Here is a 24172-nt window from a genome sequence, read left to right as displayed (position 1 = left end):
ATAATTTTCGGCAAATCTAATATGATCATAGCAAATTTAATGATCAAAAGTAAGTATGGGAGGAAAAAGCATGGAACAAACAGCCGCGAAGGACGCCTCGACGAAGTTTGTCGTCATCGGTCTTTTGCTGGGCATTTTAATGTCAGCTATGGATAATACAATCGTTGCCACTGCGATGGGAAATATCGTGGCGGACCTCGGAAGTTTCGATAAATTCGCGTGGGTGACGGCATCATACATGGTAGCCGTTATGGCCGGTATGCCGATTTACGGAAAACTGTCCGATATGTACGGACGCAAACGTTTCTTTTTATTCGGTCTTATTCTTTTCTTAATCGGATCTGCATTATGCGGAATCGCCCAAACAATGGATCAGCTCATTATTTACCGCGTCATTCAGGGAATCGGCGGAGGCGCGCTGATGCCGATCGCCTTCACGATCATTTTTGATTTATTTCCGCCGGAGAAACGCGGAAAAATGTCGGGCATGTTCGGTGCCGTTTTCGGCCTGTCCAGCGTTCTCGGGCCGCTTTTAGGCGCGCTCATTACCGACTCCATCAGCTGGCACTGGGTGTTTTACATCAACGTGCCGATCGGTATTTTATCATTGTTTTACATTCTTCGTTATTATAAAGAATCCCTTGAACACAAGAAACAGAAAATCGACTGGGCCGGCGCGATTACGCTGGTGGTTTCCATTGTCGGTCTAATGTTCGCTCTTGAGCTCGGCGGAAAAACGTATGATTGGAACTCCGTGCAGATCATCGGTCTGTTCGCTGTGTTCGCCGTGTTCTTTATCGCCTTTTTTATTGTGGAAAGAAAAGCGGAAGAACCGATTATCTCATTTTGGATGTTTAAAAACCGTTTATTTGCCACGGCACAGATTCTGGCGTTCCTTTACGGAGCCACGTTCGTCATTTTAGCGGTGTTTATCCCGATCTTCGTTCAGGCTGTGTACGGAAGCACCGCGACAAGCGCGGGCTTTATTTTGACGCCGATGATGATCGGTTCTGTTATCGGAAGTATGATCGGCGGAATTTTCCAGACGAAAGTGCGGTTCCGCAATTTAATGCTGATTTCCGTGGTCGCTTTCTTTATCGGAATGCTGCTGCTTTCCAATATGACACCGGATACGGCGCGTACGATGCTGACGGTATTCATGCTGATCTCAGGATTCGGCGTCGGCTTCAACTTCTCACTGCTGCCGGCCGCGTCCATGAACGATCTGGAGCCGCGTTACCGCGGAAGCGCCAACTCAACAAATTCGTTTTTGAGATCATTCGGTATGACGCTCGGTGTGACGATTTTCGGAACCATCCAGACAAATGTGTTTACCAATAAGCTCACAGATTCATTCAGCGGCATGAAAGGAGCGGGCGGCGCGATGCAGAACATCGGAAATCCGCAGGACATTTTCCAGGCCGGCACGCGCGCCCATATTCCGCCGCACATTCTGGATCGCATTATTGACGCCATGTCGCAAAGCATCACTTATGTATTTACGCTTGCGCTGGCGCCGATCGTCATTGCGGCCGTTACCATTTTGTTTATGGGAAAAGCGAGAGTAAAAACCTCTCAGGAAATGCCGAAAAAAGCGAATTAAAAAAAGCAGTACATGGCGTTTGTCATGTACTGCTTTTTTATTTACCCAGCGAAATGCGGAGCGAGAATATCTTTCAGCACGTTTGCGCTGCGGCTGAATTGAGCCTGTTCTGTTTCATTCAGCTCAAGTTCCGTCACACCTGCGATACCGTTCCGATTGACGACGGCCGGGACGCCGATAAAGACGTCGTTTACACCGTATTGGCCGTCCAGATATGTGCTGACGGTTAAAATGCTGTTTTCATTACGCAAAATCGCTTTTGTGATGCGGGCGAGGCTCATCGCCACTCCGTAATATGTCGCGCCTTTTTTCTCGATAATATGGTAGGCCGCGTTTTTCACATCATCAACGATCTGATCCAGCTCGTCCTGTTTGTAAGCTGCATTTTTCTCCAGCAATTGCTGCACCGGCACTCCGCCGATATTGGCGTGACTCCATACAGGAAGCTCGGTATCGCCGTGCTCGCCGATAATGTGGGCGTGTACGTTTTGCGGAGCGGCTCCGAAGTATTCGCTCAGCATATAACGGAATCGCGCAGAATCCAGTGTCGTGCCGCTGCCGATGACGCGTTCTTTCGGCAGGCCGCTGAATGTCCAAGTCGCATAAGTGAGAATGTCGACCGGGTTTGTGGCAACGAGGAAGATGCCGTCAAATCCGCTTGCCATTACTTCACCGACAATACTTTTAAAAATGGCGAGATTTTTTTCGACCAGCTCAAGTCTCGTTTCGCCCGGTTTTTGATTGGCCCCTGCACAGATGCACACGATATCGGCATCCTTGCAATCCTCATATGTGCCGTAAGACGTTTTGACCGGATGAGGCGCAAATGCCTTTCCGTGGTTTAAATCCATGACATCTCCCATGGCTTTTTCTCTATTTACATCAATGATCACAAGCTCATCTGTGATCCCTTGGTTAATTAACGCAAATGCATAACTGCTTCCAACAAAACCTGCTCCGATTAATGCTACTTTGTTCACTCGTTCGTTCATCATGTATGCTCATCCTCCAGTGTTTCGTGGTGTCTGTTTTTAACTTGTGAAGTATTTCACATTTATATTGTGCAATACTTCACAAACTTTTGCAAGAGAAAAGTTTGATTTTTGGACAAAAAATATCGATGATGGTTTCCAGATTGTTGACAACATCCTAAAACGGACCCGTTTTAGGATGTTGTCATCTTTTCAGCGTGATTGAAGACACGCTGTCCCTTTCCCAGAAGCGGGGGTTTGCCGGCACGCTGATGTGATGATGGCTCTATCCATTAATGCGGAAGATAACCATTTAAACCAGAATTGTTATACAAACCATTCTGCACATAATCAAAGCCGGGCTGGTTCTGTCCGGGCACTTGGGCGCTGCCATTGTTAAAAATCACTTTGGCGTTGGCCGTATCCGCATTCTCAGGCAGCGTCAGCGTGTACATTCCATCTGCATTCTTAGTCATGGCTTTCCCTGGCCACGATCCGGTTAATTCTATGGCCCTGCCTCCATCATGTTTATAGATATAAGCATTTACCTGGCCCCAATGATCCGGATTTTGATAGCCAATGATGTTGGTTTGGGACGGGTCTTTTTTGACAAACGTGTATTCTTGGGTTCTCGCTGCACCCTCGCCGTTCGTTCCGGTTAACTTGATGTTGTATGTCGTGCCGATTGGATCTCCTTTCCCGATCGTTAATCGGTTCCCATCCTTAAATGCTGTCTGCTGCCCATTATTGATTTGGTAAACGGCTTTTGTTGTTTTCGCATTTGCACGCAGGGTGACCGTCAGCTGATCATTGAAAGAATGGACTGCCCCCGTTTGGTAATTCTCAAGGAAGACATGAGGCGCATTTCCAATGTCGTCAGGATAAAGAACAGCCGCGGATCTGGCATTGATCGTACCTGTCAGTTTGCCGTTCGCTACTTGAAATGAACCGGCGCCGGCCTTATTATCATACCTGCCGTCAGGTAATTTCGTTGAAGTATTGATGGTGACAGAAGACGATCCTGCATTTGCCAGCACAACGCCTTTTGAGCCGCGCTGATTCATAAATATTTGATTGTTCCCATTCGGATTCGAGAGTTCCTCGGGCTGCCCGGCCATTTCATTGTGAAATTGATTGACCGCAGTGATCGCCTGATCTTTAAATAAGGCGCTCCCGCGATCTCCTATTTGACTTTTTCCGGGAAATCTTACACCATTTCCTCCGCCCTCAGGTCTGGAAAAGAAAAGAGGCGTGCTTCCTGAGCGGGAACCAATCACTGCCCAGCCTAAACGAATATCGTCATCACTCATCCATGTGGATTCTTCATCATCATTGGCATACGTATCATGTGATTCCACCCATGTGACTAACTTGTCCGCAGACACGTCAGATGCATAATGGGAGATATTCGACACACTCAGATTACGGTTCTTTAAAGCGGATCTGATGGAATGCCCGTAGTTAGAAGCCGTCACATTCATATAATTCGCATAAGCAGTATCTCTGGACGCGCTGTCTTGCAGGATTTCTCCGTATTGGAACTCCGCTGATGTATTTGTGATATTCGGCCAAAATTGGCTGCCGTAATTCCCATCATCCGGAAGCTCTATATGCTTGGCGGCATCATAGCGGAACCCGTCCGCTCCGTCATTCAATGCTCTTTCCAAGAAACGTTTCAGATAGGTTTGCACCTCAGTGTTCTGTGTATTCCAATCATACAGTCCAAGCAAGGAATTTTGAGTGACGTCCCATCGATCCGACCAATTTTTAATTTGTGTGTTTCCGTGGGTCCAGTTTGGAATACGCTTAATCTCGTCAGAAATCGCGGCATAATCGCTGGTGGTATGATTGATAACCGCATCAACAATGACTTTTACGCCATATTTTTCCGCGGCTGCACACATGTCCTTAAATTCTTGTTCAGTGCCTAAGTAACGGTTGCCGATTTGGTACGATGTCGGCTGATACAGCCAGTACCAGTTCCTCATGCTTTTATCTCCTTGGTTCCCTTCCTTTACTTGGTTAATCGGAGACGTCTGAATGGCTGCATAGCCCGCATCACGAATCTCTTTCATATTTTGTGTTAACGTATTGAACGACCAATTCCAAGCATGAAGGATGGTCCCGTTTTTGACCGATGACGCGGCCATCTCATTCGATTTGTTTGCAGTTTCAGCGTTTGCAGCCGCCGGGCCTGACAAAACCAAATGAAACAGCAATAAAAATCCGGCGAATAACGGCAGTAAAGAGGTTTTGAATCGTTTTTCAAACATTTTTGACACTCCTTATTTCATTTTTGAAGACTGACTGCGGAGTCAAAAATTCCTCTTACTCTTTCTTCAGCTCCTTTCAACTGTTGTGAAGACTGGAGAATTATGTTAACGCTTACATTTCAACTTATCACACTCTCTCTATCAAAGCAACGTGACAGAGTGAATTCAAATCTATATTCCTATCAATTAAAAAGACTTCCCGCTTTCAAACAAAAAAAGAAACCACCTGTCAAGATGATTTCTTTTTTATTTCTTTTATCGCTCTTCTGTAAGACAGCTTCACAATGACATACCGAAGCAAAAACAGAACGCCTCCGCAGACGATAAAAAGAAAGATCATTTTCAGCCAAGCAAAGAATGTATGGGGAAACCCCCTGTCGTACATCGTAATCGCCGCTACCGCAAAAGTGACCGCAATTGAATCTATCCGCTGCTGCTTCACCCGCTTTTGCAATTCTTCTTTGGTGTCTATTCTCGGCATGAGCATTCCCGACGCTCCCGCCCTGATACAATAATAAACAATTATAATGAAGAAAACCGCCAAGCTACCGGCCCATTCCCTAAACGGACAGTTCAGAACAAGTCCGCGTACGATGATGTCAAGCAAAGACAGTGTGCCCACAAGCATTCCGACTTCTGACCAAATCATTCGTTCTTTCTCTTTCACACTCTCACTCTTTCCATTCACGTTTGAAAGTCTGTTCCGACGCTGATTCATGACTTCCTCCCGTACTATTAAGAATGGCTTACAACTCCCATTATATCTTGCCGATTCATAATGATAAACCGAAATATCATTGACAAAAATGTTAATAAGGACCCCAATTGATCAGGACGCCTATGCAGATAAACACAAGGCCGATGACAAACCAAATCAGCGCCAGCGGAATCATGAAGCGAAGCCACTTTACGTACGGAATGCCGCTGGCAGCCAGTACGGCCATCAGCACGCCGGAAGTCGGATTGACACAGTTTACGACGCCTTCCCCAAGCATGACCGCTTCAACCGCGACCTGTCTCGTGATACCCATCAGATCGGCAAGCGGCGCCAAGATCGGAATAAATACGACCGCCTCTCCTGAGCCTGATGAAATCAGAAAATGAAGCAGGGCGCTGGAAATATACATTCCGATGGCGCCTGCCATCGGGCTGAAACCGTGCAGCAGTGACGCAAGTCCATTGACTACCGTATCAAGCAGCTTTCCATGTTCCAGGATAACGGAAATGCTTCTCGCCATTCCGACGATCAGCGCGCCGTAAACGAGCCCCTGACAGCCTGTAATAAACGTTTTTGCAATATCATTTGCCGCCATTCCCGCAATCAGGCCGGACACGATTGAGATAAAAATGAACACGGCGGCCATCTCTGAATCAGACCAATCAAGAGTAAGCGCGCCGTATAAAAAGCCTGCAAGCGACAAAGCCGCGACAGCCAGAATCAATTTATGGCGGACGGTAAACGGGACATGCTTGTCCTCCGGCTCAGAAACCTGCGGGAGTGAACCTGCCGCCGGAAACCAATCGTTCCCCAGCAGACTGGCGTCCTTTGCTTTTCTGAGTTTTCTCGTATACCGATAAATATATAAAATAGATGATAACAGAAAACAAATGTAGACGGCAATCCGCAGGCCGATACCGGAAAACAGCGGCAGCTCCGCGATGCTTTGTGATAACCCGAGCGGTGAAGGCGATAAAATCGTCGCGTTAAACCCGGCATAGCAGCCGATATAAATGACGGCCGCTCCGGCCACGGCGTCCCATTTCAGCGAGCGGGCGACGATCAGGCCGATCGGAATAAAACCGATCACGGAATTAACGACGATGCCGGTTGTGCCGAGGATCGAAAATAGAGATCCGACAATCGCAATAAACAGCAGCTGTTTTGTGCGGAACGTACTGATGACATTACTGATCAATCCATTGATGGCGCCCGTTTTCTCCAAAATCGCAATAGTGCCGCCCGTAAACAGGATTAAAAAAATGATCGGCGCGGAACTTGTCATCCCTTCCTGAATCGCGGTAAAAAAAGCGATCGGGCTGACAGGAGACTGGTCTAAAGAATGATAGCTTCCCGGGACGGCGGACGTCACACTGCCCTTCGTCACCCTGTCAAATTCCCCCGCGGGAACGATGTACGACGCTATCGCGCATAGTAAAGCGACAATGAACAGCAGCACATAAGCATCAGGCATCACAAACAATTTCTTCTTTTTCAATACAGGTTCGGCCTTCGGCACAGCCATACCATCACCATCCCGCTTTAAATTTATAAACTATTCAGAAAATACAGATATGTGCTATATTATATACAGACCGATTGCCTGTTTTCAATATCAAAAATAAAAAACAGACAGCTTTTGAAGGAGGACTTACGGCATGAACAGACTCACAGCGCATGAAAAGCAAGTCATTATGGATATTTTTGACCACCTGCACGCCAATCCCGAAGTAAGCTGGAAAGAATATCAAACAACTGAATATCTGACTGAAAAACTGAAAGAGGCCGGCTGCCGGACCCGCACGTTTGATGATTGTACCGGGGTTGTCGGCGAAACCGGAGAAGGCTCGCCCGTTGTGGCTGTCCGGGCGGATATTGACGCACTGTGGCAGGAAGTGGACGGTGTCTTTCAGGCGAACCATTCATGCGGACATGATTCACATATGACGATGGCGCTCGGCACGATGATGCTTTTAAAGAGGCAGCCGAAACTTCCGAAGGGCACCATCCGCTTTATTTTTCAGCCGGCTGAAGAAAAGGGCGGCGGAGCGCTGAAAATGATTGAAAAAGGCGTACTGGATGATGTTGACTTCTTATACGGCGTGCACGTGCGCCCCGTACAGGAAACGGCAAACGGCCGATGCGCACCGTCCATTCTGCATGGCTCAAGCCAGCATATAGAAGGCCTGATTATCGGAGAAGAAGCCCACGGCGCGAGACCGCATCTCGGCCTTAACAGTATCGAAATCGCCGCTCTTCTCGTCCAAAAACTCAGCTTCATTCATCTTGATCCCGGCATCCCGCATTCCGTGAAGATGACAAAGCTTCAGGCTGGCGGCGAGAGTTCCAATATTATTCCGGGAAAAGCATCGTTCAGCCTTGATCTCCGCGCACAAACCAATGCCGCCATGGAGAAATTAACCGCCGAAACCGAAAGAGCCTGTGAGGCGGCGGCTGCCGCATTCGGCGCAAAGATCGAACTGCAAAAAGAACACAGCCTCCCGGCAGCCGAGCGAAACAAGGAGGCGGAAGCCATCATGGCATCTGCGATCAGCAGCATTCTCGGAGAAGAACATCTGGATGAACCTCTTGTGACAACCGGTGGAGAGGATTTTCATTTTTACGGGGTAAAGGTGCCGAACTTAAAAACGACGATGCTCGGCCTAGGATGCGGTCTGGAGCCGGGACTTCACCATCCCCAAATGACATTTGACCGAAGCGCCATCTTTACTGGGGTTGAGATATTAACGGCCGCCGTCCTTAAATCGTTTGAAACATAAAAAAGCAGCCCGTTTACAGGGCTGCTTTTCCTTATTACTTCTTCAGATCTTCAATTGAATTGACATTTTTCATGTACTGAGGAACGACCAGACCCATCTTGACGCCTGTCAGACTCGTTCCTACATCTTCATATTTGCCTTTATATTTAGACGCATATGCCTTATGGGTATTCGGAAGCCAAGCAGACAATGACGCATCCGCGCTGCCTGTCGCAATCGCAGTCCACATCGGTCCTGCCTCCACTTGCGTCAGCTTCACGTCATAGCCGAGGTCTTGAAATACTTTTCCGATTACATTCGTACTTGCGATTTCACTGTCCCATGCCACATAAGCCAGGTTGATTTTATCCCCTTTGACTTTATGGGCGCCTTTTGTCCATTGAGCCACTTGGTCTTTGTGTTTTTTCACATATTCAGCTGCGGCTTTGGCCGGCTTTTCGCCTTCCTCAACGGCAATCATGACTTCTCCCATATCGTCCTGCGTCCATTTGAACTGGCTGAGAACTTTGGCCGCGTTAGGCTGTTCCTTACTGAAGCCGGTTCTTGTAATCGTATGAATCTGCTCGGCAGTTCCATACGTTTTTTTCGGATCATCAAGGAACTTCAGCTTGTATCTGGAGAACATCCAGTGCGGCGTCCAGCCCGTTACGATGATCGGCTTTTTCCGGTCATATGATTTCTTCAATGTCGCCGTCATGGCAGCACTTGACGCCGTGACGACATTCCAGTCTTTCAATCCGTAATCCTTCACGGCCTCATCCGTCAGGGCCATGATCCCCGATCCCGGATCAATACCGATAATGGTTTTGTTCACCTGGTCCGCAGCCGTTGCCTTACCATCAGTCTGTGAACCGCAGGCAGCCAAAGAAAGAGCCAGCGCAGCGGTAACGCCGACACCGATGATTTTCTTAAGCATCAGGCATTCCCCCTGCTCTTCTTCTTCACTTTAATGTTTTGCGTGATACGGTCGAGTGTAATCGCTACGATAACGATCGCGATACCCGCTTCCACTCCGACACCGGTTTTCAACTGTGTCACGGCGCTGTATACTTCAGAACCGAGGCCCGGTGCACCGACCATGGCCGCGATAACGACCATTGATAAAGCAAGCATGATGCTTTGGTTAATACCGGCAAGAATTGTTTTTGTGGCAAGCGGAAGCTGAACCTTGAACAGACGCTGAGACGTCGTTGAACCGAATGCTTCCGTCGCTTCAATCAGATCAGCCGGAACCTGTTTAATACCGAGAACCGTCATGCGGATCGTCGGAGGCATCGCGAAAATAACAGATGCCACGACGCCTGGCACAACCCCGATATTAAAGAAGAAAATTGCAGGCAGCAGATATACGAAAGCCGGCATGGTCTGCATTAAATCCAGAATCGGTGTAACAATGCGGCGGACCGTTTCTTTCTGAGACGCCCAAATGCCGATCGGAACCCCGATAATAATGGAAATCAAAACAGATGTGACGACAAGCGCCAACGTTTGCAGCATCGGCGACCAATAACCTAAATAATCAATAACAAGGAATCCGATTAACGTAAAGAGTGCAATTCCTCTCGTACTGATCCACCAAGCGAGAGCTGCAAAAATAACAGTCAATAAAATAGACGGGATGAAACCCAAACCGCTCACAATCGCGTTTACGAAAGCGGCCAAACCGTTTGAGATTCCGTCAAAGAAACCTCCGAACGTCATGGTAAGCCAGTCAACAAACCGGTCAACGATATCTGCTAACGGAATTCTAGGCAATCTGTCCATTTACTTCACCCCCTGAACAGAAGAATCCTGAGCTTGTTCAGCAGAATCTTCAACATTTATATAATCGTTATTTCCTGAAAGCGCGCCGATTAATGCGCCTTTTACGACAATGCCTTTCATGCGGTCCTTATCGTCCGTGACGGCGATCGGAATATTCGCATCAGACACGACATCGAAAATTTCCGTCAAGTACGTGCTTTCGTTTACAGTCGTAAATTCAGTATTTAAAATATCCTGAAGCGATAAGTCGGATTCCACCGCTTTTTTCGCATCCGCCGCGTGAATGACGCCGAGAAGCTGTTTCTGTTTATCAACGGCGTAAATAGAAGAAATACCGAGATTCTTCATGAGCTGCAACGCTACACGAGGCCCTTTGTCAATCCTCACGGTTTCAGCGCGCTTCATGATGTGGCCCGCTGTCAGAACTTTGGATAAATCAACGTCCTCAACGAATTTCTCAACGTATTCATTGGACGGGCTCATCAGAATTTCTTCAGGCGTCCCGATCTGAACGATGTTACCGTCTTTCATCAGCACGATTCTGTCGCCGATGCGCAATGCTTCATCAAGATCATGCGTGATGAAGATGATCGTCTTGCCGACAGAGTCATGAAGGTCTAAAAGTTCATCCTGCATATCTTTGCGGATCAGCGGATCAAGCGCACTGAAAGCTTCATCCATCAGAAGAATGTCAGGATCATTCGTCAATGCGCGCGCAAGTCCGACACGCTGCTGCATTCCTCCGCTGAGCTGATCTGGGAATTGGTGTTCAAAGCCTTCAAGACCGACAAGTTTAAGCGAATCAAGCGCTTTTTGCTCACGCTCTTTTTTGTCGACGCCTTGGAGCTCTAAACCGTATTCCGTATTTTCAAGAATCGTTCTGTGCGGAAACAGTGCAAATTTTTGAAAGACCATGCTGATTTTTTTCCGGCGCACTTCCCGGAGCTGGTCTTTTGACATATTTGTTATCATGTCACCATCAATATAAATATTCCCGGCAGTCGGTTCAATAAGCCGGTTTAACAGCCGAACTAAAGTTGATTTACCGCTCCCCGATAGACCCATGATGACAAATATCTCCCCATCATATACATCAAAGTTTGCTTGATTGACACCAACGGTTGATCCGGTCGCTTTCAGGATCTCTTTTTTGTTTTTTCCGCTGGACAGCATCTGAATGGCTTTTTTTGTCTGTTTTCCGAAAACCTTAGATACATTTTCGACTTTTATCTTAATTGGTTTCTCATCCAAATTCATATTTTCCCTCCATAATAAGCAATCTTTAATACCGTAACACGTTTGTAATAAGTCAAACAAACATCATAATCCCTTTTTATTTTGTATCATCACTTTAAAAACATCCCTGTGTCTTATTTTCCTCTGGTATGCTTCTAAATACTCTCTAATCCTCCTTATTGAGGATAAATTATAAAGGAAATCGGGCTTTTATCAGGCTTGAGAACGTTTCCATCGAATGTGCTGCAAACTGATTTCCTATCCTTTTTTTACAAATACAAGAATTTTTTTGCGACATTGTCCCGGAAAAAGAAGTTTTCGCCTCCTGAAAATAAGGAATATTAAGGAAAAATATAGGTCTGTCAACAGACAGCTCACTAAAAAAGCACCCCAAAAGGGTGCTCATTGCGCAAGCTCTGTCTGTTTCGTTTCTTTTCCGAGAATAAGAATGGTGATGACGGCAATCAGGATGGCCGCACAAAAGACGGCGAAAATCACTGTAAACGAAACGTTCCGGGCTGCAAGCGATCCGACGAGAAGCGGACCGAAAATGCCGCCGATTCTGCCGACGGCCGCCGTTGTGCCGGAACCGGTCGCACGGATCTTCGCAGGATACTGCTCCGGTGTATAGGCGTAAAGCACGCCCCATGCGCCGAGATTGAAGAAGGACAGAAGCATGCCGGCTGTGAGCAGCATGGCCAATGAATCCGCGGCACCGAAGAAATAAGCGCTCCCCGCCGTTCCGAGCAAATAGATGACTAAGATGGTCTTCCGCCCCGCTTTTTCGATCAGCCACGCCGCAGAGAAATATCCGGGAAGCTGGGCAAGTGTCATCAGAAGGACGTATTCGAAGCTCTCAATCATGCTGTAGCCTTTCATCAGCATCACGCTCGGCAGCCATAAAAACATGCCGTAATATGAAAAGACGACGCAGAACCAAACGACAGACAGCAGCACCGTCGGACGAATATACGGTTTCGTCCAGACACTTCCCGCCTGCCCGCGTATGCTTTTTTTCTGTGGCAATGCCTGATGCGCCGGTGATTCCGGAAGGCTTTTCCGCAAGTACAGCGCATAAAACGCGGCCAGCGCCGTTAAGAGCAGCGCGGCCTGCCAGCCGAATGACGGTATGACAAAGTAGGAAATCACCGCCGCAAGAAGCCAGCCCGCGGCCCAAAAGCTCTCAAGCAGCACGATGATCCGTCCCCGCTTTTCGGGAGGGGACGCTTCTGACACGAGCGTTGAGGCGACAGGCAGTTCCCCGCCAAGCCCCATTCCGATCAGAAAACGCAATATGAGAAAAACCGTCAATCCCGTTGCGAAAGCGGATATGCCGCTTCCGACAGAAAAGAATAACAGCGTGATCATAAACACTTTTTTCCGGCCGATCCTGTCAGCCAGCATTCCGAATACAAAGGCGCCCGCTGCCATACCGATGGAATTGACGCTTCCGATCCATTTCATTTGATCGGGTGTTAAATTCCAATCAGTGTGAAGCGCGGCGATAATAAACGATAAAATTCCGACATCCATCGCATCAAACAGCCAGCCCATTCCGGCAATCGCCAGAAGTTTTCGCGGAGTGACGGCAGGTTGTTTGTTCATAAGCAGCACCTCAAATCGAAAATGATTACCGTATAAGTTTACACCTGTCTTTACACATTGTCATTATCTTTTTTCGCAAAAAAATCCCGCTTGCCGTAAGCAAGCGGGGTGTGTGTTAATTCTTTAAGACTGCGTTTTTAATATTATCCTGAAGCTGTTGAATCCGTCTCGCGCCGTCTTCACGGAGGCGTTTGTTCTCTTCCTCGATCTGTTTCGTTTCCTGCATACCGCTGACGATCGTATTCCAAGACGTTTCAATCGTCTCAATGTCAATGCTCGGACGGCCTGCCATACGGGCAATCTCCACGCTTTGGTTTGAGATGTTTTCAGCGTTGCGCTTCAGCATTTCATTCGTGCGGCGGTCCAGCTCGCTCATTGAATCAGCCACAAGCTTTTGCCGTTTGACTGTGACAGCCTGAATGATGCCGTTTTTGAAAATCGGAATCGTAATGACGAAAGCGGAATTGATTTTCCCGATGAGCTTCGTATTCCCGCGCTGAAGGAGGCGGATCTGCGGCGCCGTTTGCAGCGCCACCATCCGCGCCATATCTAAATCATAGACACGTTCCTCAAGCGCCTGAAGCCCGTCACGCAGCGTATCAAGCTGCATTTGCGCAAGCTGGTTTCCGCCTGCCGCTTTTTCTTCATAAGAAGGAATGAGCGCCTGCATTTCCTCAAGCTTCATCTGCCCGGCAACGACATACTTTTCAAGCTCCATGTAGTAGTTAATGTTGTTTTCATACATCTCTTCAAGCGTATGGTTCGTCTTTGCCATTTCATCTTTGTATTTTGAAATTTCGACGTGGATTTTTTCAATTTCTCCGCCCAGGGTGCGGTACTTTTGAAAAATCTTTTCAATCATGCTGTTGCCGCGTTTGAACATTTTAGCGAGAAATCCTTTTGGTTCATCGAAATCATTTTTGTCAAAACGGTCCATGATTTTTCCGAGCTGCGTCAGCATTGTGCCTGAATCCGTGACACTTGTTGTTTTCATCATATTTAAGATGCGGTCAGAGAACTTCGAGATTTCAACTGCCGGTTCTTTTCCGTACTCCAGCAGCTCCATTTGGTTTTTCACATCAATCTGCTGCGAAATGCGCTGCACCTCAGGGTCTTGGCGCAGTTGCACCCTGATGTCATCTGCTTTTTGTTCAGAAATCTCTTCATTTTTATCAAGAACAAGCGGATTTTGATTTTCTGTCATGTTTATTTACTCTCCCTGCTTTTGCGTAATGGTTCTAAACAGCTTTCTTACGAGTGACGGCTCCTTATATTCCTGCTGAAACACCATGTCCTCCAGCCAATGGACATCAAATTGGCTTTCTTCTATATAGTGCTCAATATCTTGATGCCCCGGCGGATTATACAAGATGATATCGACGCCGAATTTATTTAAAAACAAAAGAGCGGCGGCGTCCGAACGTGTGAGTTCGCCATTTTGTTCCGTATGATATAAAACGAGTTTCGGAACGGTTTGGGCGTAATCAAACGTCTGAATCAATTGCAGCAGCGAAGCGGGCAGGTTCGTCGCCTGGCGGAACAAATAGATTGCGGCATCCCTTGCCTGCTCCCCGGGCAAAGCCTTCAGCCCTGGGTTTCTGCACATGTCAGAAATCACATTGGCGATGGCGCTCTGCACACCTGAAGGCAGATGCTTGTACTGCCAGATGTTGCTTCTTTTCAGCCTGTCCGCGTCAATCGCTCCTTCTTCGTTCAAAACCTGAGTGTAGTGATACTGGTAGTTGGCTTTCAGCTCTTCCGTAAACGGAAAACTGCGGATCATGTGTGTCTCCTGATAGTCCGCGGCGGTATGGAGTCTGTTCCAATATTCTTTCGTATCTTTGGAAACCCCCATCACTTTCGCAAAAAGGTTCGGAACGGCCACCCGCTCCCTGTCCGCTTTAAATTGCGGCCGGATAAACGCCCGCTCCTTCGCAATGAGAAATAACTCATCATACGTCGTTTTTAAAGTCACGGACTGCGGGGTATGATCCCTGAACTGCCAAGGCTTATACATCATAGATTCCTCATGGTTCAGCACATGCTCAATTTCTTTCGTTGACCGGTAGGCCGTCGTGGACGTTCTGTCCGGCTTTTCTTTCGGGAATGGCTCAAGGCCGCCTGTTGCGGGGAGCTTTATCACAAAGCTGAGTTCCTCATCCGGATCAATCAAGCTGAACGGATCTTCCGCAGCCGGATGAAACAATAGGACGTCACAGCCGATCAGCATGAGATAATAGAGAAAATAGAGCTGGCTTTTGGTAGCGTCTCCATACCACACCACCTTCGGCATCTCACGCTCTATATCGGCTTGTTCGAGCCATGGATTCAGGTGGTTCAGCGAAAACTTTGACACATCCAAGAGCACACGCCGGAAATCGGGATGATTCAGCCCGTTTTCATGCCGGTCCGCAAAGGTTTCCAAAAGCGTCATAAACGCGGTTCTCAGCCGGCGGTGCATAAGCGGTTCAGCATGTTTGGCAAGCAGCCTGCCCCCATCGAGAAACGCGACAAATCTGGAAACCGAAAGCCCTTTCTCTTTTTGATTGACCGAATGGATGTGCTGGAGCGCCTGAAACGTTTCAGGCGCGATGGTCTTATCCAGCGTTTCGCTTAACACATGGATGTTTTCATGAGAAGACAGCTCGAAAAGCTTATTGTAATACTCCGTCTCATCATAAGGAGTGCCCAAAATCCGGACGGCAAGCCGGGTAAACGCCAGCCCGTTTTCCCGCTCGTAACCGGGACGTTCCGGCAGCGGCCGCATCAGAAACGTTTCCCAGTCATCGTTTTCCGGCTCGGCCTTTCGGATCACCAATTCTTCCTGCCTCATCATCTTCCTCCTTTCTCTTCATGATTATCGGTACAAAAAAGGAAGGAAATGAACTCTCCCTCCTTTTTTGTTTTATTCTTCTTTAGATGCAGCCGTTTGCTCCTGAACCTGCTTTTGTTTGTTGAAATAGTGGATAATAAACGTTACCACAAACGCAGCGATGATGATTCCGAAGAACACAACGTGCGGCATTTCATAATCAAAGGCGCTCGCCGCCATTTTCACGGCGATAATCCCGATCAGCACAAAAGCCGTATTTTCAAGCTCAGGGATTTTATCAATTAAAACAAGGAATACTTTTGCGACTGTACGCATCATGAGAATGCCAAGCATACCGCCGATCAAGAGCACCCACACTTTTTCCGATACCGCAAACGCGGCCAAAATGCTGTCAACAGAGAAGGCCAGATCCATTAACTCAACTGAAACGACAGTGGCCCAGAAAATTCCGAACGTACGGACCATCCATGAATTTTTCTTCATGCCTTCCGTATCGTCATCACCTTCTCCGATCCAGAAATGCTTAATGACGAGCCAAGCCAGGTACAGCGCGCCAAGCACTTTGATCCACCAGAACTTAATGAGCAGCATTCCGATCCCGATAAAGATAAAACGGAAAATATATGCCCCGAACAATCCGTATGTTAATGCTTTCTTCCGCTGTTTTTCAGGCAGATGCCTTACCATAACCGCAAGCACTAACGCATTGTCGGCCGACAGCAGCCCTTCCAGCAGAACCAAGGAACCGATCAGCCCCCATGATACAGGGTCAGTCAGCACCTCACCCCACATTTTCCAATCAAAAAAGGAAGCGTAGGTCGACATAATATGATGTAGAAAATCCAAGTTTTTTCCTCCTATTTAGTAAAACGGTAATTTCCTGCTTACACCTGCAAGCCGTAATTCCGGCAAAGTGATGCCAGACCGCCGGAAAACCCGCTGCCGATGGCGTTAAACTTCCACTCAGCCCCATGGCGGTAAAGCTCACAAACGACAACCGCCGTTTCAATCGAGAAGTCCTCCCCTAAATCGAAACGAAGCAGTTCATTCTGGCTGTTTTCATCGACGACGCGCACGAACGCGTTAGACACTTGTCCGAAATTTTGGCCGCGCGCTTCCGCATCATGAATCGTGACGGTGATGCCGATCTTTTCAATATTTGCGGGTATTTTTGAGAAGTCGACGATAATTTGTTCATCGTCTCCCTCGCCCTCGCCCGTCCGGTTGTCTCCCGTATGGATGACGCCCCCGCTTGGGTGTTCCAGGTTATTGTAGAAAACAAAATCAAGATCATTTACACAGTTGTCATGGGCATCGACAAGAAAAGCCGACGCGTCAAGGTCAAAGTCATGCCCTCCGGAGTACTTGTTCGTATCCCAGCCTAAGCCGATCACCGCTTTTGTAAGGCCGGGGTTCGTTTTTGTCAGATCAACACGCTGTCCTTTCGATAATTGAATAGCCATGTGCCGTCCTCTCCCTTCTGTGTTTGATATGGTTCAGCCGATTTGCAGGCCGTAATCTGTCGCAATACGGGCCAGTCCGCCTTGGTAGCCTGAGCCGATCGCGGAAAACTTCCATTCGCCGTTATGTCTGTAAAGCTCCCCTGCGATAATGGCTGTTTCAATTGAGAAATCTTCAGCCAGATCGTAGCGGATCAGCTCTTCATTTGTCTCTTCATTGACAATACGCACGAACGCGTTGGAAACTTGTCCGAAGTTTTGGCCGCGCGCTTCCGCTTCATGAATCGTGATGACGAATGAAATTTTGTCAATAGCCGCAGGCACCGCGCTCAGGTTGACTCTTACGCTTTCGTCATCGCCCTCGCCCTGGCCTGTCAGGTTGTCGCCTGAATGTGCGACAGAGCCGTTTCCGCCTTCAAGCTGATTATAGAAAATGAAATCATCGGGCGACGCGCATCTTCCTGCTTCATTTAATAGAAAGACGCTGGAATCTAAATCAAAATCATGTCCGCCGTCGTATTTGTTTGTATCCCAGCCAAGGCCGACAACGACTTTAGAAAGACCCGGATTTGTTTTAGTCAAATCTACTTTTTGTCCTTTTGCCAATGAAATTGCCATGTGTGCACTCTCCTTTTTATCGTTTAGGCGTATCGGTTAACGATATCGCCGATTTTTGTATCGTTTGTGCCTTCTCCTACTGCGGCGAATTTCCACTCGCCGTCCTCGCGGTAGATTTCAGCCGCGATCAGGCTCGTTCTGCCTGAATAGTTATCTCTTAAATTGTAAGTCACCAGTTCTTCGCGATTAGCCTGATCAACGACGCGGATGAACGCGTTTTGAATCATGCCGAAGTCCTGTTTTCGTCTGACGCAGTCGTAAATATTGACGACAAACACAAGTTTATTAATCTGAGCGGGCACTTTCGCCAAATCGATGAGAATTTGTTCATCATCGCCGTCACCTTCACCCGTCAGGTTGTCACCCGTATGTACGACACCGCCGCACCGGCTTTTCAGATTGCCGAAATAGATGACGTTTTTGCTGTCTGTCATTTTATCATTTTCAAGCATCAGTACGGAAGCGTCACAGTCGATATTGGCACCGCCTCCGCCGAACAGCTTTCCGAAAAAGCCCCCGGATGATACAGGGTCCCAGCCGAGTCCGACCAGCAGTTTTGACAGGCCGGCTTTTCCTTTTGTTAAATCAATCCGCTGTCCTTTTTGTAAAGAGATCGCCATATGATTCACTCCTATTCTGTAAGGGTGCCGCTAAGCACGCCGCAAGTGCGCATTTTTACTTAATTCCGGGACAAGAATCCCGGTGTTTATTAAGATATACGTCTTTTATTATATCAAAGTTTCATAAAACATAAGAATTTTTGGCGAAAAACGGCGAAAAATCACTTCCTATATTCTCCTTCGTTCCGGAGAGAATAGAGAAAACAAAGAAATTGACGGGGACTGAACATTTTTCCTATCCTTGTATCAATACATGTCAGGAAAGGGGCAGACGAGTGATTGATTTAAGCATACTTGATCAGGCGCCCGTATCCAAAGGAAACGGGCCGCACGAGACGCTCCGCCGTTCAGCGGAGCTCGCCCGCCTCAGTGAAGGATGGGGCTATAAGCGGTACTGGTTTGCCGAGCATCACGGCACAAGAGGGCTCGCAAGCGTTTCGCCGGAAATTATGATCGCTCATACCGCCGCAGCCACAACATCCATCCGTGTCGGATCAGGCGGCGTGCTGCTGCCGCAGTACAGCCCCTATAAAGTCGCGGAAACTTTCCGTCAGCTTGAGGCGCTGCACCCGAACCGGATTGACCTCGGGGTCGGACGCTCACCGGGCGGCACGACGAAAATCCGGCTCGCCCTCACAGACGGGGTAAAGAAAAGCTTGACCGAGTTTAACAGGCAGCTTCAGGATTTATCATCCTTTCTGACAGATTCGGTTCCCTCGGACCATGCTTATGCCGGAATAAAAACAGCGCCTTTGATTGAAACAGCCCCGCAGCTTTGGGTGCTCGGCCTCGGGGAAAACAGCGCCAGACGCGCCGCTCTTCAAGGTGCGGGCTATGTCTTCGGCCATTTCATTAATCCGGAACGCGGGGATAAAGCCTTTCAGATCTATCGGGACCATTTCCGGGCCTCCGCCCACTTTTCCGCTCCCGCCTCGCTCTGTGCCATTTTCGTCATATGCGCGGCTACGGATGAGAAAGCGGAAGAACTCGCCTTAAGCCAGGATTTATGGCTTCTTCGTGTCGGAAAAGGCGCCGACAGCCGCGTGCCGAGTGTGGAAGAAGCGAAGGCTTATCCGTATTCGCCGGAGGATCGTAAACAGATAGAAGAAAACAGGAAGCGGATGGTGATCGGCTCTCCTGCCGCAGTGAAACGCCGTCTGCTTGAACTTTCCGAGCGGTATCAGACAAAAGAGATGATGGTGCTGTGCAACGTCTTTGATTTCGAAGCAAAAAAAGAGTCATATGAGCGTCTTGCTGATATATTTCTGTAAAAAAAAGCCGTCAAACGGAGCAGCAGATGAGACTGCTGCACCGCTTAACGGCGGTTTTTTCGTTCTTTTCCTTTTTTAAACGCATTCCAAATCCCCTGCAGCGTAAACCCGAGCAGAAGCAGAATGATTAACAGTAAAGTGATTGACGGCCCCGGAGGCGTTCCGAGCTGGTACGAAGACGTCAGCCCCATGAACACACTGAAAAGAGAAATAATAATGGCTGCCGCAAACACCCATTTAAACCCTTTGGCGATACGGATTGCAAAAGCCGCGGGCAGTACGAGGAGCGCGGAAACGAGCAGCACGCCGATAATCGGAATAATGACCGAAATCGCCAGCCCCGTCACGATGCTGAATGACATTGACAGCAGGTTTGTGTTAATGCCTGATGTCTTCGCCGTCGCCTCGTCAAAGGTAAGCAGATAGAGCGGTCTGTTCAATATAATGAAATAAAGCAGAATCAGCAGGGTAATACCTCCGATAATATAGACCTGCTGCTGGCTGACCGTGACAAGCGATCCAAATAAATATTGATCGATGCTCATCGACGCGCCGCCTTTTGACAGGCTGATCAGAAACATCGCAAACGACAGCCCGGCCGCCATTAAAATTGCGATAGATACCTCTGAATATGTACGGTACGCCCGCCGCATGTATTCAATGCCGATCGCTCCGATCGTGACGACAACGATGCTCGCCGCCGTAATATTGGTACTGAGAAAAAAACCGATGGCCACGCCCGACAATGAAATATGAGACAGCGTATCCGCCATCAGCGCCTGTCTTCTCAGCACGAGATATACGCCTAATATCGGCGCCATAATTCCGATCATGCTTCCCGCTAGAAAAGCTCGTCGCATGAATTCCAAGTCAAACATTTCCATCCGCCTTTTTCCCCCCTCTCAAGCCGTATGACTTTATCCAGATACTGCTGTACTTCGTTTTGTTCGTGTGTCACCATGACGACGGTGCGGTTGTGATTTTTCACCTGATGGTGCATAAATTCGTAGAAACCCTGTCTGCTTTCATAATCAACCGCGGTTGTCGGCTCATCAAGCATCAGCAGATCCGGATTGCTCGCAAGCATTCTCGCAATGCAGATTTTCTGCTTCTGTCCGCCGGATAAATCGCCGATTTTCCGATGGCGGAAATCCCACATTTCTACCATCTTCAGCGCGTTTTCCACCTCGTGGTGATCCGTTTCGTTCAATCGTTTAAACCATTTTCCTTTCGTATAACGGCCTGATTGCACAAGCTCCAGAACCGTGCTTGGGAATCCTGCGTTAAATGAAGAAATCTGCTGGGGAACATAGCCGATTGTCAGGCGTTTTCCGGCTGCGTTTTTTTTACTGATCTCGGCCGTTCCTTCCCAAGGTCTGAGCATGCCGAGCATGACTTTCATCAGCGTCGATTTTGACGCGCCGTTCGGTCCTGTAATGCCGACGAATTCGCCGCTTTTGATTTCCAGCGACACGCCGTCAAGCACGGGTGTATGCGAATAACCAAAAACGATATCTTTTAATGTAACGAGATTCATGCTGACCTTCCTTTCCCGCATAGAAATAGTGTGCACCCCGCGGCGCACACTATGTTATTTAACCAATAGCGAATCTTTCAGTGCATCAAGGTTTTTCTCCATAATGTCGATATAACCGATGCCTTTATCCCGTTCTTTTTGGCTTAAACCTTCCAGTGTATTGAGCACTTCCGTTTTCGCGCCGATTTCACCGGCAAGTGTATCTGCAACTTTAGGCGATGCAACTTCTTCAAAGTAGATGATCTTCACATCATGCTGTTTGGCAAACGTTTTGAGATCCGCCAGTTTGGCCGCACTCGGCTCTTCTTCAGGAGAAAGGCCTGCAATCGCGACTTGTTTTAAGCCGTATTCTTTGGCGAGATAGCTGAATGCCGCGTGCTGTGTGATCAGTTCTTTTTTCGCCGCTTTATTTAATGTTGTACGGTATAGTTTATCAAGATCCTGCAGTTTTGCAATATATTCTTTACTATTTTTCTCATAGTATGCTTTATTCTTCGGGTCCTGTTTTACGATCTGCGCCGTAATGGTTTTGACCTCTTTTTGCGCAAGAACCGGGCTGAGCCACACGTGAGGGTCCATGCTGTGGCTGTGGTCATGACCGCCGTGTCCATGTTCCTCTTCCTCTTCATCCGAACCTTCGAGTAAGTCAATTCCTTTTGACGCCTTTACAAACTTTGCATGATCAAAGCTCATGCTTTTTTCCGCTGAAGGAACCCATGTCTCCATATATTCGCTGTTGTATACGAAAAGATCGGCGTTTTGAATGCCGGCGATATCCTTCGGCGTCGGCTCCCAATCATGGGGTTCGACCGAAGACGGGATGAGAATGTCTACATCGCCTTTGTCTTTGACAATTTGTTTCGTGAATTCGTACATAGGATAAAAGGTCGTCACGACGTGCAGTTTGCCGCTTTTTGAAGAACCTGACGAACCTTTTGATGATGAATTGCCGCAGCCCGCCGCGATTAAAAAGCATGCCGCAATGACAATGATTCCGCTCCATTTTTTAAACAAGCCGTTTCCCCCTGTTCTGTAAATCAGAATGATGACGATTTCCAAAGCGTGCTTTCTCGTTCATTTGTTACCTATACCATAATAAAACGAAGTAATTACGTTTTGCAAGATATTTTTTTCTAAATTGATATCCGATTTACCTAAAAAGCCCCCGCCATGTATGGACGGGGGCGTCGTATCACATATCAGGCTAGCAGATAAACTCTTGTTTCATAAGGGCGGAATGTGATGCGGGATTCCGTGCCGCCGTCATTTTCATAGTTGCTGAGAAGCAGCTCGGCCCTTTCAGGTTCGGAGCCGTCCGGCCAATAAAAGGCGGCCTCTTCTTTCGATACGTTGCTGATGGACATGAGTTTTTGTCCGTTTGCCTGTCTTTCATACACAAACAGCTGCGGGTCATCAGGAAGCAGCAGCGTGTAGCTGCCTTTTATGATATCAGCATACTGTTTTCGCAGGCGGATCAGTTTTTTGTAAAAGTTCAATATAGAATCGGGATCATCCTGAGCCTCGGCCGCATTGACGGTTTTGTAATTGGGATTGACCTTCAGCCACGGTTCGCCCTCCGTAAATCCGGCATTCTTGCTGCCGTCCCACTGCATCGGTGTACGGGCATGGTCCCGGCTTTTCGCCATAATGGACGCCATGACTTCTTCCCTGTTGCGGCCCATTTCAAATACCCTTTTATGATACATATTGATGGTCTGAATATCTTGATAATCCTCTATTCTGTCAAACGGAGCGTTTGTCATGCCGATTTCTTCCCCCTGGTAAATGTACGGCGTGCCTTTCATGAAATAAAGCAGGGCGGCAAGCATTTTGGCGGATGCTTTGCGGTATGTGCCTTCGTCTCCGAAACGGGATACGATCCGGGGCTGGTCATGATTGCACCAATACAGCGTATTCCAGCCTCGATGTTCCAGTTTTTCCTGCCAATCTGTGAGCACTTTCTTCAAATCGGACAGCTCAAGCGGTTTTACATCCCAATGCTCTTGGCCCGGCTTTTGATCAAGCTCCATATGCTGAAAATGAAAAATCATATTCAGTTCATGCTCATCGGTTCCCGTGTAGACCAGCCCTTCCTCAGGCGTCACTGATCCGGCCTCGCCGACCGACATCACGTCATATTTGGAAAATACCTCTTTCGTCATTTCTTTTAAGTAATCATGTATCCGTGCCCCGTTTGGCCGGAAAGGCTTCGGATCGGCTCGGCGGGCGATGTAATCTTCATATGGCGGCAAATATTCTTTTTTTGACAGAAGATGAAGCTGGTCTATTCGCAATCCGTCCACGCCTTTATCGAGCCAAAATCTCATCATCTCGTATACTAATTGCCGAACCTCGGGATTTTCCCAATTCAGATCGGCTTGTTTGACGGCGTTCATATGCAGGTAATATTCGCCCGTATGTTCTTCGTACTGCCAGACGGATTGTCCGTAATCCGACACCCAATCGGTCGGCGGGCCGTCCGCGGTGCCCGGCCGCCAAATATAATAATCGCGGTATTTGCTGTCCGGATTCATTTCCGCCTCTTTGAACCAGGGATGCTCCGTGGAGGTATGATTTAAGACGAAATCCATCACAAGCTTTAATCCGCGGCTGCGGCATTCTGTAAGCAGATCGTGAAAGTCCTCCATCGTTCCGTAAGATTCCATAATTGCTTGATGATCCGTCACATCGTAGCCGTTATCGACGTTTGGCGACGGGTAAATCGGGCAGATCCATATCACATCAGCGCCAAGTTCTTTTATATAATCGAGACGCGCGATAATCCCCCGCAGGTCGCCTATGCCGTCGCCGTTCGTATCTTGAAAGCTTCGCGGATAGATTTGATAGACAACGGCGTCTTTCCACCAGTCATTCGCCATCTTG

20 protein-coding genes and 1 pseudogene are annotated in these 24172 nt (G+C 48.1%); 3 read left to right on the top strand and 18 right to left on the bottom strand.

All coding sequences use genetic code 11. The annotated features are described in order from the left end of the window. Nucleotides 1–70: 70 nt before the first annotated feature. Nucleotides 71–1603: an MDR family MFS transporter gene (locus OQ477_RS16965; RefSeq protein ID WP_265973303.1), complete on the top strand. Its 1533-nt coding sequence runs from the start codon at nt 71–73 to the stop codon at nt 1601–1603. Nucleotides 1604–1644: 41 nt separating this feature from the next. On the opposite strand, the gene OQ477_RS16960 is transcribed toward OQ477_RS16965, so the two are convergent. From OQ477_RS16960 to OQ477_RS16945, 4 genes and pseudogenes are all read right to left on the bottom strand, one after another. Continuing rightward, nucleotides 1645–2598 (bottom strand): L-lactate dehydrogenase, encoded by a 954-nt coding sequence (locus tag OQ477_RS16960; protein WP_007609256.1) that lies wholly within the window; start codon nt 2596–2598, stop codon nt 1645–1647. A gap of 269 nt (nt 2599–2867) precedes the next feature. Continuing rightward, a complete protein-coding gene (gene amyE, locus OQ477_RS16955) occupies nt 2868–4847 on the bottom strand; it encodes an alpha-amylase (RefSeq protein ID WP_265973302.1) in 1980 nt (659 codons plus the stop codon). A 232-nt stretch (nt 4848–5079) separates the two neighbouring features. Then, a pseudogene (locus OQ477_RS16950) lies at nt 5080–5565 on the bottom strand (DUF6773 family protein); the annotation flags it as partial. Between the two features lie 91 nt (nt 5566–5656). Further along, nucleotides 5657–7090: a YfcC family protein gene (locus OQ477_RS16945; RefSeq protein WP_174737841.1), complete on the bottom strand. Its 1434-nt coding sequence runs from the start codon at nt 7088–7090 to the stop codon at nt 5657–5659. Nucleotides 7091–7223: 133 nt separating this feature from the next. Between OQ477_RS16945 and OQ477_RS16940 the strand changes: the two genes are divergently transcribed. Then, on the top strand, nt 7224–8345 hold the full coding sequence (locus tag OQ477_RS16940; protein WP_265973300.1) for a M20 peptidase aminoacylase family protein: 1122 nt from the start codon (nt 7224–7226) through the stop codon (nt 8343–8345). A gap of 34 nt (nt 8346–8379) precedes the next feature. On the opposite strand, the gene OQ477_RS16935 is transcribed toward OQ477_RS16940, so the two are convergent. The 10 genes from OQ477_RS16935 to OQ477_RS16890 all read right to left on the bottom strand — a co-directional run bounded on the left by OQ477_RS16935 (nt 8380) and on the right by OQ477_RS16890 (nt 18481). After that, nucleotides 8380–9261 (bottom strand): glycine betaine ABC transporter substrate-binding protein, encoded by an 882-nt coding sequence (locus tag OQ477_RS16935; protein WP_007409051.1) that lies wholly within the window; start codon nt 9259–9261, stop codon nt 8380–8382. After that, nucleotides 9261–10109 (bottom strand): glycine/proline betaine ABC transporter permease subunit OpuAB, encoded by an 849-nt coding sequence (gene opuAB, locus OQ477_RS16930; protein WP_003156639.1) that lies wholly within the window; start codon nt 10107–10109, stop codon nt 9261–9263. Before opuAB ends, OQ477_RS16935 begins: the two co-directional genes overlap by 1 nt. Then, a complete protein-coding gene (opuAA, locus tag OQ477_RS16925; RefSeq protein WP_015416756.1) occupies nt 10110–11366 on the bottom strand; it encodes a glycine/proline betaine ABC transporter ATP-binding protein OpuAA in 1257 nt (418 codons plus the stop codon). Between the two features lie 381 nt (nt 11367–11747). Further along, complete coding sequence (locus tag OQ477_RS16920) at nt 11748–12950, bottom strand: MFS transporter (RefSeq protein ID WP_265973298.1); 1203 nt, start codon at nt 12948–12950, stop codon at nt 11748–11750. Between the two features lie 115 nt (nt 12951–13065). Next, nucleotides 13066–14154, bottom strand: coding sequence for a toxic anion resistance protein (locus tag OQ477_RS16915; RefSeq protein ID WP_265973296.1), 1089 nt, complete (start codon nt 14152–14154; stop codon nt 13066–13068). Between the two features lie 6 nt (nt 14155–14160). Next, nucleotides 14161–15783, bottom strand: a complete 1623-nt coding sequence (locus tag OQ477_RS16910) for a YceG family protein (protein WP_265973294.1) — start codon at nt 15781–15783, stop codon at nt 14161–14163. Nucleotides 15784–15855: 72 nt separating this feature from the next. Continuing rightward, nucleotides 15856–16629, bottom strand: coding sequence for a TerC family protein (locus OQ477_RS16905; RefSeq protein WP_003156644.1), 774 nt, complete (start codon nt 16627–16629; stop codon nt 15856–15858). Nucleotides 16630–16667: 38 nt separating this feature from the next. Further along, nucleotides 16668–17246, bottom strand: coding sequence for a TerD family protein (locus OQ477_RS16900; protein ID WP_032872756.1), 579 nt, complete (start codon nt 17244–17246; stop codon nt 16668–16670). Between the two features lie 33 nt (nt 17247–17279). Continuing rightward, complete coding sequence (locus OQ477_RS16895) at nt 17280–17861, bottom strand: TerD family protein (RefSeq protein WP_003156648.1); 582 nt, start codon at nt 17859–17861, stop codon at nt 17280–17282. A 23-nt stretch (nt 17862–17884) separates the two neighbouring features. Beyond that, on the bottom strand, nt 17885–18481 hold the full coding sequence (locus OQ477_RS16890) for a TerD family protein (RefSeq protein ID WP_003156649.1): 597 nt from the start codon (nt 18479–18481) through the stop codon (nt 17885–17887). Between the two features lie 275 nt (nt 18482–18756). On the opposite strand from OQ477_RS16890, the gene OQ477_RS16885 reads away from it, so the two are divergent. Beyond that, nucleotides 18757–19752, top strand: coding sequence for an LLM class flavin-dependent oxidoreductase (locus OQ477_RS16885; RefSeq protein WP_265973292.1), 996 nt, complete (start codon nt 18757–18759; stop codon nt 19750–19752). Nucleotides 19753–19796: 44 nt separating this feature from the next. Here OQ477_RS16885 and OQ477_RS16880 read toward each other — a convergent pair whose 3' ends face one another. The 4 genes from OQ477_RS16880 to OQ477_RS16865 all read right to left on the bottom strand — a co-directional run bounded on the left by OQ477_RS16880 (nt 19797) and on the right by OQ477_RS16865 (nt 24168). After that, nucleotides 19797–20636: a metal ABC transporter permease gene (locus OQ477_RS16880; RefSeq protein WP_007409044.1), complete on the bottom strand. Its 840-nt coding sequence runs from the start codon at nt 20634–20636 to the stop codon at nt 19797–19799. Further along, the gene (locus OQ477_RS16875) at nt 20594–21289 is read right to left on the bottom strand and encodes a metal ABC transporter ATP-binding protein (RefSeq protein WP_021495283.1); all 696 of its coding nucleotides are present in this window, start codon (nt 21287–21289) and stop codon (nt 20594–20596) included. Before OQ477_RS16875 ends, OQ477_RS16880 begins: the two co-directional genes overlap by 43 nt. A gap of 54 nt (nt 21290–21343) precedes the next feature. Next, nucleotides 21344–22303, bottom strand: a complete 960-nt coding sequence (locus OQ477_RS16870) for a metal ABC transporter substrate-binding protein (RefSeq protein WP_265973290.1) — start codon at nt 22301–22303, stop codon at nt 21344–21346. 185 nt (nt 22304–22488) lie between these two features. Further along, on the bottom strand, nt 22489–24168 hold the full coding sequence (locus OQ477_RS16865) for a glycoside hydrolase family 13 protein (RefSeq protein ID WP_265973289.1): 1680 nt from the start codon (nt 24166–24168) through the stop codon (nt 22489–22491). Nucleotides 24169–24172 lie beyond the last annotated feature (4 nt).

It is taken from the genome of Bacillus sp. ChL18, assembly GCF_026241425.1.
Classification (GTDB): domain Bacteria; phylum Bacillota; class Bacilli; order Bacillales; family Bacillaceae; genus Bacillus; species Bacillus velezensis.
The sequence above is the reverse complement of the archived record's forward strand: the minus strand, read 5'-3'. Positions and strand labels throughout refer to the sequence as shown.

Coding starts and splice junctions, on each gene's coding strand:
- OQ477_RS16940 (WP_265973300.1), top strand. CDS start 7,224: ATGAACAGACTCACAGCGCATGAAAAGCAAGTCATTATGGATATTTTT.
- OQ477_RS16895 (WP_003156648.1), bottom strand. CDS start 17,861: ATGGCAATTTCATTGGCAAAAGGACAAAAAGTAGATTTGACTAAAACA.
- opuAA (WP_015416756.1), bottom strand. CDS start 11,366: ATGAATTTGGATGAGAAACCAATTAAGATAAAAGTCGAAAATGTATCT.
- opuAB (WP_003156639.1), bottom strand. CDS start 10,109: ATGGACAGATTGCCTAGAATTCCGTTAGCAGATATCGTTGACCGGTTT.
- OQ477_RS16880 (WP_007409044.1), bottom strand. CDS start 20,636: ATGGAAATGTTTGACTTGGAATTCATGCGACGAGCTTTTCTAGCGGGA.
- OQ477_RS16910 (WP_265973294.1), bottom strand. CDS start 15,783: ATGAGGCAGGAAGAATTGGTGATCCGAAAGGCCGAGCCGGAAAACGAT.
- OQ477_RS16945 (WP_174737841.1), bottom strand. CDS start 7,090: ATGGCTGTGCCGAAGGCCGAACCTGTATTGAAAAAGAAGAAATTGTTT.
- OQ477_RS16890 (WP_003156649.1), bottom strand. CDS start 18,481: ATGGCGATCTCTTTACAAAAAGGACAGCGGATTGATTTAACAAAAGGA.
- amyE (WP_265973302.1), bottom strand. CDS start 4,847: ATGTTTGAAAAACGATTCAAAACCTCTTTACTGCCGTTATTCGCCGGA.
- OQ477_RS16915 (WP_265973296.1), bottom strand. CDS start 14,154: ATGACAGAAAATCAAAATCCGCTTGTTCTTGATAAAAATGAAGAGATT.
- OQ477_RS16875 (WP_021495283.1), bottom strand. CDS start 21,289: ATGAATCTCGTTACATTAAAAGATATCGTTTTTGGTTATTCGCATACA.
- OQ477_RS16900 (WP_032872756.1), bottom strand. CDS start 17,246: ATGGCTATTCAATTATCGAAAGGACAGCGTGTTGATCTGACAAAAACG.
- OQ477_RS16920 (WP_265973298.1), bottom strand. CDS start 12,950: ATGAACAAACAACCTGCCGTCACTCCGCGAAAACTTCTGGCGATTGCC.
- OQ477_RS16960 (WP_007609256.1), bottom strand. CDS start 2,598: ATGATGAACGAACGAGTGAACAAAGTAGCATTAATCGGAGCAGGTTTT.
- OQ477_RS16935 (WP_007409051.1), bottom strand. CDS start 9,261: ATGCTTAAGAAAATCATCGGTGTCGGCGTTACCGCTGCGCTGGCTCTT.
- OQ477_RS16865 (WP_265973289.1), bottom strand. CDS start 24,168: ATGGCGAATGACTGGTGGAAAGACGCCGTTGTCTATCAAATCTATCCG.
- OQ477_RS16965 (WP_265973303.1), top strand. CDS start 71: ATGGAACAAACAGCCGCGAAGGACGCCTCGACGAAGTTTGTCGTCATC.